We start from the raw sequence: 15,591 nt of genomic DNA, 5'->3' as shown, positions 1-15,591 counted from the left end.
CTCTCGTCCTTCAGATGAGTAAGTTCCAATAACTAAATCAAATATTTAGATTGTCACTTAAATTTCCTGCATGCTTTTATTATAACGTTGACATAGGAATAATACCACCATACCTATTCCGAATATTAAGAATAGTTGAGCTGTGCTTAAGAATACACAAAGACTCCCTACTACTAACGATCCTACTGGTGTAGCTGCCATGCATAATGAATTAAGTATTCCTGCTGCTCTTCCCAAATATTGTTGTTCTGTTTTTTGCATAAAAGTTATATTTACTATCATCATAAATATACTAGCAGATGCACCAAATAAAAAGCCTACTAAAATGATAGTTCCATAAAGGACTAAATCAACACCTATCATAGGTACAAATGCTAGAGATAAATATGCAGTTCCTAGGATTACCCCCGATATTATAAATAAATTAATTCCTTTAAATTTTTCTGCTATTTTAGGATATATAGCACCACCAATAAGCATCCCTGAAGTTAAGCTAAAGCTAATCATAGCAACTACTTCAGGCCCCTTTAACAACTCTTCATTTACATATGCAACTCCTAAAGTGTTAAAAGGTATCATAAATAAATTAATTAATGCGGCAAATATGGTTATTGACATCAAAATTTTACTAGTCTTTAAATAGATAAATCCATCCTTTAAATCTCCCAAGTACCCCTTCATATTTAGCTGTTGTTTCTTTAAAATCTCTTCTTTATATCTGACCATAGCCATAAATATCCCGCAGAGAAAAAAACTAACTGCATTAACAATCATTCCGCCACCAATACCAATAACTGCAATGATTCCAGCTGCCACAGCAAGTCCTACTAGCTCTACAATTCTAGATAAAGTAGATTGTACAGCTCTTGCATATGCAAACTTTTCTTTTTCAATAATTAATGGATAAGCTGCTATTGCGGCTGGTCCTTCAAAGGACTCAAAGGTAGAATTTATAAAAGTAAATATAAATAAATGATATGGCTTAAGTATGCCAAATATAAACATTAATGCTGTGATAGTTACTACAGTGGCTCTTCCTAAATTACAAAGGACAACCACATTTTTTTTCTTTTTATAGTCTACAAACACACCAGCAATAGGTTGAAATAATATTGTTGGAATAGCATTAACTCCAAAAATTAAAGCCATTAACGCAGTACTGCCTGTAATTTCATATACCATCCATCCATAGGCAATGGTGTCAATAGAATCCCCAAATCTTGAAATAAGATTACCAATGATAAATAAGCAAAAATTTTTATCCATAAGTATGTCTTTATATCCTATTTTTTTCTTTTCTACAGCTAAATCCATAACTATACCACCCTTACATAATTTATATATTATTAAATTTTCTTCCTATTATTAGTTTATGATTATATTAGATAATTGTCAATGCCAATTAGATATATATCTAACATAAATTAAAAATAAAAAGGTCAAGAAGTATTTATTCAACATCACCCTTTATTAAGGTGTTTTGCTACTTCTCAACCCTTTATTTCTTAATTGTTTTTTTCTTCATTGTTATCTAAACATTTTAAAAATAGCTCTACTAGTTCTGGATCAAATTGGGTACCTGCACATCTCTTTAATTCTTTAATAGCCTCTTCTTTATTCATAGCCTTTCTATATACCCTATCATGAGTCATAACATCATAGGCATCAGCAATAGCAATAATTCTTGCCATAAGCGGTATTTCTTCTCCTGCAATGCCTAAAGGATATCCACTACCATCCCATTTTTCATGATGAGTTAAAACACATTTTGCCACATTCATTATTTCACTAGAAGCATTGATTATTCTAAATCCCTTTTCTGCATGAGTTTTCATCACTTCAAATTCATTTGTTGTAAGTGGACCTGGTTTTAAAAGTATATCTTCCTCAATGGCAATTTTTCCAATATCATGAAGTCTAGCTATTATCATTAATTCATCCATTTGTGAGCTCTTAAATCCATATCTCTTTCCTATTTCCAACGCATAGGATTCTACCCTTTCAGTATGCTCTTCTGTTTCCATATTCTTAGCTTCCAAACTCTTTTTTAATGAGTTCATCATGGAGCTTCTAACACTATTATGTTCTAAGAGTTTTTGCCTATATACCCTCTCTTCTACTTCTTTAATACACTTATCAATGTCTTCTTCTACAGAATGCTTAACCACTTCACCAAGAGCAATACTAAGTTCAATGTAATTATGTTTATACTTCCTACATTCACTTTTTATTTTTTCAACACTTCTCTCACAGCCGCTTTCATCACAGTTTGGCAGAAGTATCATAAATTCATCTCCACCCCATCTAAAAACAAAGCCTTTATCACTACAAGCTTTATTAAGAACACTAGATATACTTTTTAGTAGCCTATCGCCTTCTAGATGTCCTAATGAATCATTAACTAGCTTTAATCCATTTACATCACCCATAATTATTCCTAAAGGAAGGTGTTTCTCATTATTTAATTCACATATCTTTTCTTCAAAATAAGTTCTGTTATATATTCCTGTTAGAGCATCATTATAACTCAAATATCTAAGCCTATCCTCTAATTTTTTTTGGCTAGTAATATTTCTAGCCAGCCCAACAATTCCCAAAACCTCACCTTTTTTATTTATGACAGGAGCCTTAAAACTTTCTTCTATAATTCTATTTCCATTTTCATCTAATGTAACCCCTTGAATATATTTTGCTTCTTTACTCTCCATTATTTCTTTATCTACTTTAATAAAATTTTCTGCAATTTCCTTATCTGGATAAACTTCTAAGTCATTTTTCCCAATTACATTATCTACTCCAAATTGCTTATAATAGTCATTAAAATTTTTATTGCAACCAATATATCTTGAATCTTTATCTTTATAAAAAATAGCCTCTGGTATTGAGTCTATTATAGTCCTAAGAATACTTTTTTGATTTTGAAGCTCTATTTCTCTTCTTTTTTCTTCTTCAATATTTACAATAATCCCACCCATAGCATTAGTATTACCGCTATCATCAGTGATTGGAAATACATAACACTCTTCTGCTATTTCTACAGTAGTTTCATCATAAGAATACAATTGTAATTTATCTAAACATTCTCTTACTCTTTTATTATATATACTTGCTACTTTCTTCGGAAAGATTTCTTCATAGGTCTTACCTTTTACTTCTTCTAGCTTTAAATTATAACTTTTTTCACAGGCTTTATTAATAAAAATAATCTTTTTATCTATATCTGCAATCCATGCAGCCCATGGCATATTCTGTAAATACAATTCAGCTAACCCCATACTTATCCCCCATATTTATTCCCAATAATTCATCATCACCTTATTCTACCACTTTTCTTCCTATAATATCTACATTTTCTTGTCATACTATGTATTTTTATTCATCCCATATTTATCTAATCTCAGATCTATACACTATTTAATATAAATCTATATAAACTTATAATATATACTCATATTAAATTATCTTATATTATTTAATATGAGTATATCAGCCAAGAGGACAAAGGAAATTATTTCCAAGTTATTTGGTCCTATTAGAAGCTTATTAATTTCTATATCGCCCTCTAATTATCTTTTTCCTTTTCTTCGTAATTCCTTTTGTAATTTAATCTGAAATCTAGGATCATTAGCAATGTAGTAACTTAAAATATCACTTATAGTTTCTCCATCTAACCCTTCAATTCCACCTCTTTTATCTACTTCATCTTCTATAATATCTAAAATATATTCTTCTAGAATTTCTCTTGTTAACTCCTCTCTCTCTCTTATTTCTTCTTCCAGTTCCTCTCTTTTCTCTTTTTCCTCATCAGCTTTTAATCTTTCTTCTATTGATATATATTTATTATTTCTTTTCTTTTGTTTTTTCCTCTTTTTCTTAATTTTACACAAAAAACACCTCATATTAATCCTCTCTCTTTAAAACTCTTTCATTATAAACTTCACCTACTAATCCTTTCTAGTTAATATCTTCCCTAAGAACTCTATTTATATAGTAAACTCCATATCTTTGTTATACTCTGTTCTAGCAATCAAATATCTTTTTAATATTTTAGAAGTGTATACTCTAAAATTTAAGGAGGGTTCTATTTTTATAGAATAACCTTCACTAGTTATAGCTAATCTAAGCTCTTCTATGGTATAACATGGATTATCTAGTTTAGTATATATCCCACCCAATTGTAATGGAGTGTGACTATCACTACCTGTAATTACATTAACTCCTATTTTACTAGATAATTCATATAACTCTCTTCTTACCTCTTTTTCACCTTTTTTGAATATATCTTTAGCATTTAAATCTATAGCATCTAATCTCTTTAGTAGTTCTTCAGGATGATTACATAACTTATGTCCTCTTCTAAAAGGATGTGCTCCTATTTTTAAACATCCATACTCATCAGCTAAATCTAATAACTCTTTAAATTCCACTAAGTTTTCTCTATTCATATAAGGTTCTAGCCTTTCATGAATCTCTAATATAGCCTCTCTCCTTCCTACTAAAACAACATGTCCCTTATCCTTTATGCTCACTTCCATAGCAGGAAAAACAGAAACTCCTTTAACTAAATACCTATGATCTTTGTATTCATAGTTTTCTTTAAGATATTTATATATTTCTTTAAAATTTATAGCATTAAAATGTTCACACATAATTATTCCATTTAATTTATTTTGCTTTGCATATTCAATTTCCTCATTAAAAAATCTCTCATTAAAATCTTTTCTTTTACTCAACAATCCATGGACATGAAAATCTATGTTCATATTAACTTCTCCTCTTAAAATTACTGATAAAATCTAGAATCTAAACTGTAAACTCTCTCTTCTTATCATTATATAGAAATAACACCAGTAAGTTCCCCATATCTGAGTTGCTTCTCATCCATTACACATAAATAAAAGACTGACCCAAAATAATTTTGAGACAGTCTTTGTGCAAAACTAAAATCCGATTTTTTCTTTTCTAAGTCTTTGTATGGCTCTTTTTTCTGTAATTACTGCTACAACTTGACTTTTTAAATTCTTATTTTCTGAGTATTTTCCATGGAAGGATAAGAAATTGAAATTTCCAATAAGAGCAAGATTTTCATCACAAATCAACACCCTTTCACAGGTATCACCCTTCTTTATTTCAAAAAGTTTACCATAGTTATTAAAATCATCTTTAATGATATCTGCTATTCTTTCTGATCCTCTTTCCATTTCTTCCATATTCAAATCCTTATTGGAACCTAAGCCATAAACTATTCTAACCTTAACCTCTCTGTTTAATGCCTCTTTCAAAAGACTATATACTTTTTCCTTATACATTACATGGTTATTTATCCAAGGAGTAACTATGTCTATTTCGCTTTTAGCTGCAATTAAAGCTTCTTTGAAAATATCAATGATTTCATCATCCTTTATAGTTTTATAATCAGCTACCCCTAGTCGAGATAAGCTATTCACTATTTCTATAGTACAATCTACATTTTTCTGAACTGAAGTCATATAACTCTCTTCTAATTCTTCTATATTCTTTTTAATATTTTCACTTATTTTTTCATAATTTCCTTTTTTCTTTAGTTCTTCAAATTCATCAGTAATGTTATCCACCATTTGATTAATTTGTCTCTCACTTTGTCTTATACAAACATCCATAACATTATTAGTATGACTCTTTAAGCTTTTTTCAAAGCCATCTAGATTTATGTTACTACTATTTTTAATTTCTCCCTTCATAGACTTGAACTGCTTGTCTATATTCATTCCTATTTGCATCTTTAATGAAGTGCTCTGTCTAGTTAAAATTTGTTCTACTTCTTTAGTATAAATATTCATACTTTCATTTAAAAGCTCATTTATTTCTTTATTAATTCCCCTATAATCTTTTTCACTATTATCACTAACATAATTTTTTATTTTAGTTTCTATAATTTCTATGAGCTCCTCATTATTCTGTGAAAATTTGTTTCTTGCCTCTTTTATTACATCTTCATAAGTATTATTAACAGTTTCTCCTATTTCATTGACTATCTGTTTCTCCACAAATCTTTTTTTCCCTTTCATAGTGGTTGCTAAAACATCAGACATACTATTATTAACTCTATCATTTGCATATTCTATAACATCTCTTTTTACTTTACTTATCTGATTATTAACTTTTTCCCTTATATCATCTTTAATGTCAAAAGTTTTTTCATCAACTGTAACCACTGCTTCTACTTGTTCTTCATGACTCTTCTTTTTTTTCTTTAAATTATACCCCTCAAGCAACTTTGAAAATAGAAATACACATAATGTAGCTAAAGCTATTACTAGTAAAATAGTAATTACTAAAGTTATTGTGCTTTCTCCTAAACTTTTAAACATCATTTTTCCCCCACAATCCTATTTGCATTTAAATTTACTGTAAACACCCCTAAAACAAATAATATATACATTCATAATTAATATACTATATATTATAATATTCTACCAATATATATAAATCTTTATAGTTAAAAGAAAATATGATGAAAACTTTCAAATAAGTATGCTATAATCTATGTTATCCTATTTAAATCTTATGAAAAGGAGTAATAAAATGGCAACTATAACCTTTAATAATATTGTTAAAAAATATGATGAAACCAATATTGCTGTTGAAAACTTTAACTTAGAAATAAGAGATAAGGAATTTATTGTTTTAGTAGGACCATCAGGATGTGGAAAATCTACAACTTTAAGAATGATTGCAGGTCTTGAAAGTATTACAGAGGGTGAAATATTCATTGGTGATAAATTAGTAAACAATGTAGCTCCTAGGGATAGAGATATTGCCATGGTATTTCAAAGTTACGCTCTATATCCCCATATGACTGTATATAAAAATATGGCTTTTGGACTTGAAATGAAAAAGGTACCAAAGGATGAAATTCATAAAAAGATCACTGAAGTTGCTAAAACTCTAGACATTGAAGAACTATTATATCGTAAACCTAAGCAGCTGTCAGGGGGGCAATGTCAACGTGTTGCACTAGGACGTGCTATTGTTCGTAATCCATCAGTGTTTCTACTTGATGAACCTCTATCAAATTTAGATGCAAAGCTTAGAACTCAGATGAGAACTGAGATAATCAAGCTACATAAAACTTTAGGTACAACCTTTCTATATGTAACCCATGATCAGACAGAAGCAATGACCATGGCAGATAGGATTGTACTAATGAAAGATGGCCTTATTCAACAGGTAGATACCCCTATGAATCTATATAATAATCCTTGTAACTTATTTGTAGCAGAATTCATGGGATCTCCTAAAATGAATACCCTAGAAGTTACTCTTATAAACAACTCTAACAATTTTTATGCTAAACTTAATTGCATTACAATTAAATTACCTAATACAGATAAAATTAAGTCTTTATTTAACAACTACGCAAATAAATCTATTATCTTAGGCTTTAGACCTGAAGATATATATGTTGAGAATAACACCATTAAAGATAGTCTAAGCAATATTATTTCAACTAAAGTTGATATTACTGAACTAATGGGATCAGAATCATACTTATATCTAGATTGTAACGGTAACAAGTTAATAGCAAAAGTTCCATCTTCTACAGATATAAAATCAGAACAAATAAATATAGCAATTGATACTAGCAAACTTCATTTTTTTGATAAAGATACAGAAGAAAGAATAAATGTTTAGTATTATTAATTTTAGAAAACACCTTCTTAAAAATTTTTAGGAAGGTGCTTAATTATTACCTTTACTTGATTATCTAACTTATTATCTCTATATTATCTATGCTTTCAATACGAATAATATTAGTTTTAGTAACATTCTTTTTATCTTTATAGGTTATCTTAACCCACTCATCATCTACATCAAGAACTTCACATTCCATTTCGCTTTTGCCTGTAAATACTACAGCTCCATCACAATCAATAATACATTTCACACCAATTAGATCCTTTAACAACTTTGACAAGGCCTCTTCCCCCTTAATCTTTCTTTTTAAATTCTTTAATTCACCTTCTAATTTTTTTATTTTTGATGAATATCCCATCTGAGATAGGACTAGTACAAATGCAATTAACCCAAAATACTCCAAGGAATTAATCCCCTTTCTATAACTTAAAACTTTACTAAGTTGTCCATATCCTCTCATAGATATGAAACTATATAAATATTAACATATGAACCTAGTTATATAGTCATATATAAACCTATATAACTATATAACTATATAACTATTTAAATAGTTGTTATGTTCATGCGGGTTTCAGCGTCTTTGCTACTTAAATTAGCTCTTTATAAATGCTTCAATTACTGACTTAACTTCCTCTTTATTTTCCATATATAACATGTGCTTTCCTGAAATAATTTTAATCTTCATGTTAGGAAATATAAAATTTTTATGATGATCTGGTCCTACAGCATAATCTTCATTGCCAGCTACTACAAGGACTGGAATGTTTATTTTTTTAGTAATATCAAAATAATTTTTTAAATACTCTTTATTGCTAAGTCCTTGATTTGCCATAGATGGATTAAAACTATCTATTGTATTACTTACTTCCCTTAATTTTAAAAAATTATCATATTCCTTATATTGAAGTTTATAAAAGATATCTTTTTCAATAAGTCTAGTAACTATCTGTTGCCATTTTTCCATATATGATTTAGCCTCTATGGACTTTAATTCATTTTCAGATAATAATTTTGATCCATGATATATTTGACTCTTAAAGGAATCTTCCATGCTAAGAGTAACATTTAATAAAATAAGCTTGTCTATAGCCTCTCCATACTTATGAGCATAGTTTGTTGCAATAATTCCTCCAAAGGAATGAGCCATGACTATCCACTTTGATATGCCTAATTTTTTTCTAATTTCCTCCATATCCTCTACAAGTCTATCAATAGAGTAATCAGTTTCCTCGTCTCCTTCTGATCTTGCACTTCCTCTTTGGTCAAAATATATCATATTCATAAAATCTTCTAATGCAATTCCACCTAAAACTTCAAAATCAAGACTTCCTTCCCCTGGTCCACCATGGACAAATATACACGGAATACCTTGTCCTGATTGCTTTACATACAAGTTAACCTTATCCCTCATTTCTAGATACATTTATTTCACCTCTTTAAAATATCTTCCTGTTATTTCAATAGTGTTCCCCTCTGGATCTTCTAGTATATCATCCACTTTTTAGTTCTAGGATTATAATCAAGGCATATTCCACATCCAGGTATATTTCTCTTTCTATCAAGACTTTTGTGTATATCATCAATATAACCATCTTTTTTAATGGGATATATGTTGACACCATTACTATATGCATTCTCAAAATCAAATGCTGCCCCACCCTTAAACATATCATAAAGTTTATCTAATATCTCTGATGGTACTGGCTCAATACTTCTTTTTCTTCCCTTTAACTCACTAAGAATTTTGTGATGAATAACCTCTTTATAAACTTTTATATCATTCATATAAACCTTTACTATATAATCATCATCATGACAAAGATAAGCATATCTATTTTGTAAACTATCGAAAGTAAACTTCCTTAAAGGTTCAACTCGATGTGCTAAATACAATAACTCTGCCAGTTCCTCATTACTAACTTTCTCAAGATCATCTTCACATTGAAAATCTACCCAACAAAAATCCCCATAACTATATACATCTTCTTCTATAAAACTTTCCATGTTATTCTGCAAAATATATTCAAACCCTAACTTATGACTCCAATTGCCCTCATCTGGAAATCCCTTTAAAACTAGAATGTTATTAGGTGTTTCTTTAATTCCACTCATAAAGTCCTTAAAGGTCATTCCTGATGTAAACACAGAATTACTTTCTTCATCTATTTTTATATAACAAAACCATGTATTCTTCATTTTATTACGCCTATCCTCTCTAATATGTTCTCTCTATTCATCCATTATATATTAATATTTTATCTTTTTAAAAATATACGTAACAATAAAGCCCCTATCATCTTGACTTTCACTATATTTAATTAACTTAAATGACTTATTTAAATCTTCAAAATCAGTTTGCTGAATCAAGTCATCTTTTCTAATTTTAGTATCTACTTTATGCTTCCATCCAAAACCACATACAAATAAAATGCCATCATCAGCTATACATTCTCTCACATATTCAAGCTGGTTCTTGCTTAATCTATAATGGTTAACTAGAACATTATCAAATGTTCCAATATTTTTTAAAACATTTATTACACTTAAATCAATTTGCTTTGTATGAACCAAATAATTATTTCTTTTTGCAAATCTATTCAACCTTTCAAGTGCTTTATTGCTAAAATCAATTCCTGTTACTTGAAATCCTTCTCCAAGAAAAAATAAAGTATTTCTACCATCTCCACATGCTATATCAAGAACAGATCCTTTTTTAAAGTATGCTATATTTTCAATTATTGATTTTTCAGCACTCAACGGCTTGTCACTTCTATTTTTAAACTTATCATCCCAATATTCCTTATTTCCCATGTACTCCATACTATGCCCCCTAATTTAACCAAGGTATATTGATATATCCTCTAATTAATCTTGAATCTCCCTTATAAATGTTTTAATAATATTTTTTCTTTTATATCCACTTATATTATGATAAATATCTTCTCGCTTATAATCAGGTACTATAAAACTGCTATCAATATTCATCAATTTTGCTAAATGTATGTTAAAATCATAATGACTTACTGGTTTTTCGCATGCTATATTTATTGTTCCTTTAAAATGGCTATATATAAGTTCAATTATAGCCTCTGCTAGATCTTCTACATTAATAAAACTTGCATAGAAATTTGCGGTTCTTGAATAACTTCTACCCGTTTTTGAAACTTCCAATAAAGACTTCATTCTAGTATCCATTCTTCCATCATAGTCATAACCATATATACTCCCTGGTCTTACAATTACATGATTAGAATGCCTTTTAACTATACTTTCGCCTTCAATTTTACCGTTAATATACTTTGAAAAATATTCATTAGGCATACGTTTATGAGTAATTACATCTTCAGTTTGATTCTTTCCTTTTCCAATTGTAGTAGAAATATAAATTAAACGTACATCTTTAGAGATATTAGTAACTATCTCATTTATACCTATTTTAGATAAGGACATCTCTTTTTCCACATCAATAATACTCCAAATAATTATATCAGGTTTAAATGAAAGCAACTTCTCTATATCTAATTTATTCAATACATTGATTTGTAAAAGTTCATGATTCCCTAATCTATAACAAGTTCCATAAATATCATCATTATTACATTTCTTAAGTTTCTTATATATTGTATTTCCTAAATATCCACTTGCCCCTATAATTAATATTTTCATAGTTGTATTCCCTTCTAAAAAATATAGTAAATACTTTCTTATTCTAATATTGTAAAAAGATTTATACTATTCCATTTTTTCTTTTTTTATAATCTTTTTAAGTATAATCCAAATGGAATCTCGTAGTAGGTCGGGTTATTATTGTTATCAATATAATGATAATCGTAGTTTTGAAACTTTACCAATTCAATAAATCCCCAAGATTTATACATAGCTGTTAATCTTTCTAAATCATTGTTATCAGCTGCAATTGTTACTTCTTTAAATCCTTTTTCTTCAACTCTTTGAAGAACCCTTTCCATGAGCTTCTTCCCAAGTCCTAACCCCCTAAAGCCTTTTTCTATTCTGAAAGCACAAAGATAAGCTCTGTCTTTACCATTAGCTTCATTCTTATCTTCCGAATTCCAAAATATATAAAGCTCTCCTATTAACGAGCTATCTTTCTCATTTTCAATTGTCCAAAACTCTATATTATCTTTTTCAATTTCTTTAATGAAATATTCTTTAGTGGGAGATTCATTTTTCCATAAAGCCTTTAATTCATTCAAATTACCCGTCCTAATTATCATATTTATCTCTACCTTTCATGTAACTATTGAGTTAAATACATATTAAAAACCACATTCCTCATTAACTATAAATAATTTCATCCTATTTTTATCCGCTTGTCCCTCAATTATGGAAAGAACATTACAAACCCTTTCCTTTGATTTACAATCTACACATCTATTTATTTCTACACAGGGTGGATTATAACCTGCTCTTTTTGCATTTAAAGGACATGCTATGTTCTTAACTCTTTTCATTCCCTCTTCAACATTGTCTACAATTTTATTTTTACCTACAACTACAATTACTTTATCTGGTCCAAAAGTAATTGCTGCTACCCTATTTCCACTATGATCCACATTGATAATTCTCCCATCAGTGGTCACAGCATTAGAACCAGTAATATACCAATCAGTTATAAGAGCTTTCTTTTTCAGCATTTTAGTTTCATCCTTAGTTTTTCCAAGTTCTTTATCATAAACTATATTTCCTCTGTCCATCAGTGATTCTACTATATTCATTTTCTGAAGGGTAGCTGAATGACCAATTCCAATGATACATTCTTCATGTATAATTTTTAATATATGATTCTTAACTTCAGTTAAATCTTCAAAACATTCAACCTCTATATTTCTCATCCTAAAGTTTTCTTTTAACTTATTTATAGTATTTGTATCCATGATTATACCTCCATAATAATTTCATATAGAAAATACCGTATATACATAAATGAATAGTACGGTATTCTATAGATAAACATTTTAATTTCTTATTAAATACTCCTATGTTATAAGCTTCTATTCTTCAACAAATCTCATTAATTCTTCATTAAATTTTTCTTTCTGATCGTAAAATACTCCATGACCACTATATTTGAATGGTACAAGTTTTGAATTTCTAATACACTGATTTTGAATTTCAGCTAACTCAAATAGAACCACTTTATCATGAATGCCATGAAGAATTAATGTTGGAACTCTTATAGTCTCTAAATCAGAAAATAATTTTTCCTCACCTAGCCACGTGTTTGCAATAGCCGCTGTAGACCATCCTGCTGCTTGTAATCCAAGATTAAAAAACCACTGAGAAAATGGTTCAGATATATATTTAAAGAAAAATATATCTCCGAAATCTCTCAGCATTTTAGGCCTATCATTATATGTCCCATCAATAATTTTAACAACTTCTTCTCTATCCAATCCATATGGAAAGTTTTTACGCTTAATAAGACTAGGTGCTGCTGCAGATATAAGAACTAGCTTAGATACTCCATATCCTTTATGACGAGCCATATATCTAATAGCTATAGCTCCACCTGTTGAATGCCCTGCTAGTGTGAAATCTCTAAGACTTAGTGCATCTACTACACATCTAACATCATCAGATAAACGATCATAATCATATCCATCATAAGGTTTATCAGAATCTCCAAAACCTCTGGTGTCTATTCCGATACATCTATACCCATACTTTGGAAATTGGTCAAACTGATATTCAAACAGATTATGGTTACCAGGCCAACCATGTAAAAATAGAATTGTTTTTTTTCCTTCTGGATTAAGATCCTCTACATAAATTTTCACATTTGGTTCAACTTTAATATAATATCCCACTCATTACCTCCATCAATGAAATAACTATATTGATAGATTATTCACTCAGAAGTTTTATGTGAGTATTTTCATGATGATTGTCCAATATATTGTTTGGTGATATTATAGGAATATTAGATTTACTTAGCTTTTTACTGTATTATAGAATTCTTTTAGATCTCGCTTTACTTCCTCTGAAAGAGAATGCCATCTGATTTCTTGTATTGCTCCCTCTAATGCACATAACCTATTGATACAAGCAGAATCGTCTATGGCTTTAATATCTAACCATGCCTGTTTACTCCCGACTGTTTTTAATTGTTCAACAGTTTTTATGCCGACTTCATTAAGTTGTTCTTCTAGTTTCTTACCTATATTAGGTAATTCAGATAATTTACTCATAGTTTCCTCCTATTTAAAGTTATTTAAATTTTAAACTTATACTTTTGTCCTTATAAAATAATCATCATATAGCATCATTTTTCTATTTAATGGTACATAATATTTTTTCTTTAATGACTCAATACGCTCAGTTGCATTTGGAATTGCTTTTGTAAGAATTCCCTCAACATTAAAGAGTTCAAAAAAATTCTTATTTACAATTTCTAAAATATCATCTATATATTTTTGTTTTTCATATTTACTATGCAAATCTATTCTCAATAATCCATAATGGTTAAACTCATCTTCTGCTTCTCTTTTAAACATTTCAATAGTTCCAATTCTTTCATTTGTATCATTCAAAATTATCGTCCATCTCACAAAGTATTTATTCTCATAGGAAAAAGTCCAAAATTTAATTGCCTCCTCCATTCTTTCAACTGTTGTATAATAGAAATCATCACCATTACAGTTATCAGAATTAAACAATTTCACAGCCTCTTTATCTGAATAACACTTTAGCAATTCCTCTGCATCTTTAATTGTTGTCTGTTTTAATGCAGTCAAATGATTTTTTAATATAGGGCACTGCTCATAAACATTCCTTATCATTTTAATCTTCTCCTTAAGTTAGTGCTTTTGCCTTAACTTTATCCTCATCTATCTTGATTCTAACTCTCTGAAGATTATTTCATAGAATTTATCTTTACTATAAACTTCATTCCAAGGGTTATGTCCACATTTCTTTAATAATATGAATTTAAAATCCTTTATGGTTCTTGTCAGTGGCTTTTCAACACCTTCAAAAGAATGAGAATCATATTCACCATGTATAGCAATTACAGGACATTTTATATTCTTTCCAAAATCCAAAAGTTCTCCATTGCTTCTTAATTTATTAATTTCTTCCATACAACTTTGAAAAACTTCTGGTTGGAAATCTAGAGATTCATTTTCAATAGAAATTGGACTATAGGAATCCGCCTTTGCCATTAATTCTCCAAATTCACGCAATACTTCTTTTTTGTTTGGATTATTATGTTCATTTAATAATTGAAATAATGTACCAACTCTTAAGTTTTCTTCTTCTGTAAGTCTGTTAGCTCTTTTACTATTCATTGATGAAAGATAAATATCTTCATAGGATCCACTTCCTATAAGTATAACCTTACTTACTAACTCTGGATATTTCCATGCAAAAATATAGCTTAACCATGCTCCCCATGAATGACCAATTAGTGTTACTGGAAATTGTCCATTATTTTCAAGCAATTCTTTAAGTTCACTAACTTGTCCATCAATAGAGTCTTCTGATTGCATAGGTTCCAAAACTCCATACTTTTTTGATATTTCTTTTGCTACTTGTGCCATTCCACCTGGAGCACCTGGTCCCCCGTGAATAACTGCTATATCATATGATGGTTCACTTCCATATGTCCGTATATTAATCACATTAATTACTCCTTCTTATACTTAATAATCTAATACATTAAAAATTAGACCTTTTCGCAAGTAAATTTCAGCTATAATCTTTTAACCATTTATTTCTTTATTATACAAAACTTTTAAATCCATTACAAATATTCTCTATATACATTATTATAAAATTTAAAATTTAGTTTTTAATGAGTTTCATTGATTATAAAAATGTATTTAAAATTAAATATAGATATTATATCGTGGTAAATAATGGTATGATAAATATATAGATTATTAAATCCGA

At 29.0% G+C, this 15,591-nt stretch carries 17 protein-coding genes; 1 reads left to right on the top strand and 16 read right to left on the bottom strand.

The genetic code is table 11. The features are described from left to right. Positions 1-57: 57 nt before the first annotated feature. The 5 genes from B3086_RS04760 to B3086_RS04740 all read right to left on the bottom strand — a co-directional run bounded on the left by B3086_RS04760 (position 58) and on the right by B3086_RS04740 (position 6,350). A complete protein-coding gene (locus tag B3086_RS04760) occupies positions 58-1,314 on the bottom strand; it encodes an MFS transporter (protein WP_346892884.1) in 1,257 nt (418 codons plus the stop codon). A gap of 191 nt (positions 1,315-1,505) precedes the next feature. Further along, complete coding sequence (locus B3086_RS04755) at positions 1,506-3,275, bottom strand: sensor domain-containing diguanylate cyclase/phosphohydrolase (protein ID WP_346892882.1); 1,770 nt, start codon at positions 3,273-3,275, stop codon at positions 1,506-1,508. A gap of 291 nt (positions 3,276-3,566) precedes the next feature. Beyond that, positions 3,567-3,899, bottom strand: coding sequence for a hypothetical protein (locus tag B3086_RS04750; protein WP_346848877.1), 333 nt, complete (start codon positions 3,897-3,899; stop codon positions 3,567-3,569). Positions 3,900-3,983: 84 nt separating this feature from the next. Further along, positions 3,984-4,763, bottom strand: coding sequence for a PHP-associated domain-containing protein (locus B3086_RS04745; RefSeq protein ID WP_346848876.1), 780 nt, complete (start codon positions 4,761-4,763; stop codon positions 3,984-3,986). Positions 4,764-4,940: 177 nt separating this feature from the next. Next, positions 4,941-6,350 (bottom strand): hypothetical protein, encoded by a 1,410-nt coding sequence (locus B3086_RS04740; protein WP_346892880.1) that lies wholly within the window; start codon positions 6,348-6,350, stop codon positions 4,941-4,943. Positions 6,351-6,564: 214 nt separating this feature from the next. Between B3086_RS04740 and B3086_RS04735 the strand changes: the two genes are divergently transcribed. Then, entirely contained in the window at positions 6,565-7,674 is a 1,110-nt protein-coding gene (locus tag B3086_RS04735; RefSeq protein WP_346892878.1) for an ABC transporter ATP-binding protein, read from the top strand. 73 nt (positions 7,675-7,747) lie between these two features. Here B3086_RS04735 and B3086_RS04730 read toward each other — a convergent pair whose 3' ends face one another. From B3086_RS04730 to B3086_RS04680, 11 genes are all read right to left on the bottom strand, one after another. After that, complete coding sequence (locus B3086_RS04730) at positions 7,748-8,080, bottom strand: hypothetical protein (RefSeq protein WP_346892876.1); 333 nt, start codon at positions 8,078-8,080, stop codon at positions 7,748-7,750. Positions 8,081-8,272: 192 nt separating this feature from the next. Next, positions 8,273-9,103 carry an alpha/beta hydrolase gene (locus B3086_RS04725; protein ID WP_346849302.1) on the bottom strand — a complete coding sequence of 277 codons (831 nt, stop codon included), beginning with the start codon at positions 9,101-9,103 and terminating at the stop codon, positions 8,273-8,275. Between the two features lie 59 nt (positions 9,104-9,162). Continuing rightward, entirely contained in the window at positions 9,163-9,876 is a 714-nt protein-coding gene (locus B3086_RS04720; protein WP_346849303.1) for a hypothetical protein, read from the bottom strand. Between the two features lie 51 nt (positions 9,877-9,927). Beyond that, positions 9,928-10,500 carry a class I SAM-dependent methyltransferase gene (locus B3086_RS04715; RefSeq protein WP_346879696.1) on the bottom strand — a complete coding sequence of 191 codons (573 nt, stop codon included), beginning with the start codon at positions 10,498-10,500 and terminating at the stop codon, positions 9,928-9,930. Between the two features lie 45 nt (positions 10,501-10,545). Continuing rightward, a complete protein-coding gene (locus B3086_RS04710; RefSeq protein WP_346879697.1) occupies positions 10,546-11,346 on the bottom strand; it encodes a sugar nucleotide-binding protein in 801 nt (266 codons plus the stop codon). An 86-nt stretch (positions 11,347-11,432) separates the two neighbouring features. Next, positions 11,433-11,915 (bottom strand): GNAT family N-acetyltransferase, encoded by a 483-nt coding sequence (locus B3086_RS04705; RefSeq protein ID WP_346849306.1) that lies wholly within the window; start codon positions 11,913-11,915, stop codon positions 11,433-11,435. A 42-nt stretch (positions 11,916-11,957) separates the two neighbouring features. After that, positions 11,958-12,575: a lactate utilization protein gene (locus B3086_RS04700; RefSeq protein WP_346849307.1), complete on the bottom strand. Its 618-nt coding sequence runs from the start codon at positions 12,573-12,575 to the stop codon at positions 11,958-11,960. A gap of 117 nt (positions 12,576-12,692) precedes the next feature. Then, a complete protein-coding gene (locus B3086_RS04695; RefSeq protein ID WP_346879700.1) occupies positions 12,693-13,508 on the bottom strand; it encodes an alpha/beta hydrolase in 816 nt (271 codons plus the stop codon). A 123-nt stretch (positions 13,509-13,631) separates the two neighbouring features. Next, on the bottom strand, positions 13,632-13,889 hold the full coding sequence (locus tag B3086_RS04690; RefSeq protein ID WP_346849309.1) for a TfoX/Sxy family protein: 258 nt from the start codon (positions 13,887-13,889) through the stop codon (positions 13,632-13,634). Between the two features lie 36 nt (positions 13,890-13,925). After that, positions 13,926-14,480 carry a GNAT family N-acetyltransferase gene (locus tag B3086_RS04685; protein ID WP_346849310.1) on the bottom strand — a complete coding sequence of 185 codons (555 nt, stop codon included), beginning with the start codon at positions 14,478-14,480 and terminating at the stop codon, positions 13,926-13,928. Positions 14,481-14,528: 48 nt separating this feature from the next. Further along, positions 14,529-15,320: an alpha/beta hydrolase gene (locus B3086_RS04680; protein ID WP_346879701.1), complete on the bottom strand. Its 792-nt coding sequence runs from the start codon at positions 15,318-15,320 to the stop codon at positions 14,529-14,531. Between the last annotated feature and the right edge of the window lie 271 nt (positions 15,321-15,591).

Source organism: Clostridium sp. UBA871 (genome assembly GCF_002295255.1).
Taxonomy (GTDB): Bacteria; Bacillota; Clostridia; order Clostridiales; family Clostridiaceae; genus Clostridium_J; species Clostridium_J sulfidigenes.
Note: the sequence above shows the minus strand (reverse complement) of the source record. Positions and strands in the feature narration are given on the sequence as shown.

Excerpts from the sequence above, each read along its gene's own strand:
- B3086_RS04760 (WP_346892884.1), bottom strand. The coding sequence starts at position 1,314 with ATGGATTTAGCTGTAGAAAAGAAAAAAATAGGATATAAAGACATACTT.
- B3086_RS04755 (WP_346892882.1), bottom strand. The coding sequence starts at position 3,275 with ATGGGGTTAGCTGAATTGTATTTACAGAATATGCCATGGGCTGCATGG.
- B3086_RS04750 (WP_346848877.1), bottom strand. The coding sequence starts at position 3,899 with ATGAGGTGTTTTTTGTGTAAAATTAAGAAAAAGAGGAAAAAACAAAAG.
- B3086_RS04745 (WP_346848876.1), bottom strand. The coding sequence starts at position 4,763 with ATGAACATAGATTTTCATGTCCATGGATTGTTGAGTAAAAGAAAAGAT.
- B3086_RS04740 (WP_346892880.1), bottom strand. The coding sequence starts at position 6,350 with ATGTTTAAAAGTTTAGGAGAAAGCACAATAACTTTAGTAATTACTATT.
- B3086_RS04735 (WP_346892878.1), top strand. The coding sequence starts at position 6,565 with ATGGCAACTATAACCTTTAATAATATTGTTAAAAAATATGATGAAACC.
- B3086_RS04725 (WP_346849302.1), bottom strand. The coding sequence starts at position 9,103 with ATGTATCTAGAAATGAGGGATAAGGTTAACTTGTATGTAAAGCAATCA.
- B3086_RS04720 (WP_346849303.1), bottom strand. The coding sequence starts at position 9,876 with ATGAAGAATACATGGTTTTGTTATATAAAAATAGATGAAGAAAGTAAT.
- B3086_RS04715 (WP_346879696.1), bottom strand. The coding sequence starts at position 10,500 with ATGGAGTACATGGGAAATAAGGAATATTGGGATGATAAGTTTAAAAAT.
- B3086_RS04710 (WP_346879697.1), bottom strand. The coding sequence starts at position 11,346 with ATGAAAATATTAATTATAGGGGCAAGTGGATATTTAGGAAATACAATA.
- B3086_RS04705 (WP_346849306.1), bottom strand. The coding sequence starts at position 11,915 with ATGATAATTAGGACGGGTAATTTGAATGAATTAAAGGCTTTATGGAAA.
- B3086_RS04700 (WP_346849307.1), bottom strand. The coding sequence starts at position 12,575 with ATGGATACAAATACTATAAATAAGTTAAAAGAAAACTTTAGGATGAGA.
- B3086_RS04690 (WP_346849309.1), bottom strand. The coding sequence starts at position 13,889 with ATGAGTAAATTATCTGAATTACCTAATATAGGTAAGAAACTAGAAGAA.
- B3086_RS04685 (WP_346849310.1), bottom strand. The coding sequence starts at position 14,480 with ATGATAAGGAATGTTTATGAGCAGTGCCCTATATTAAAAAATCATTTG.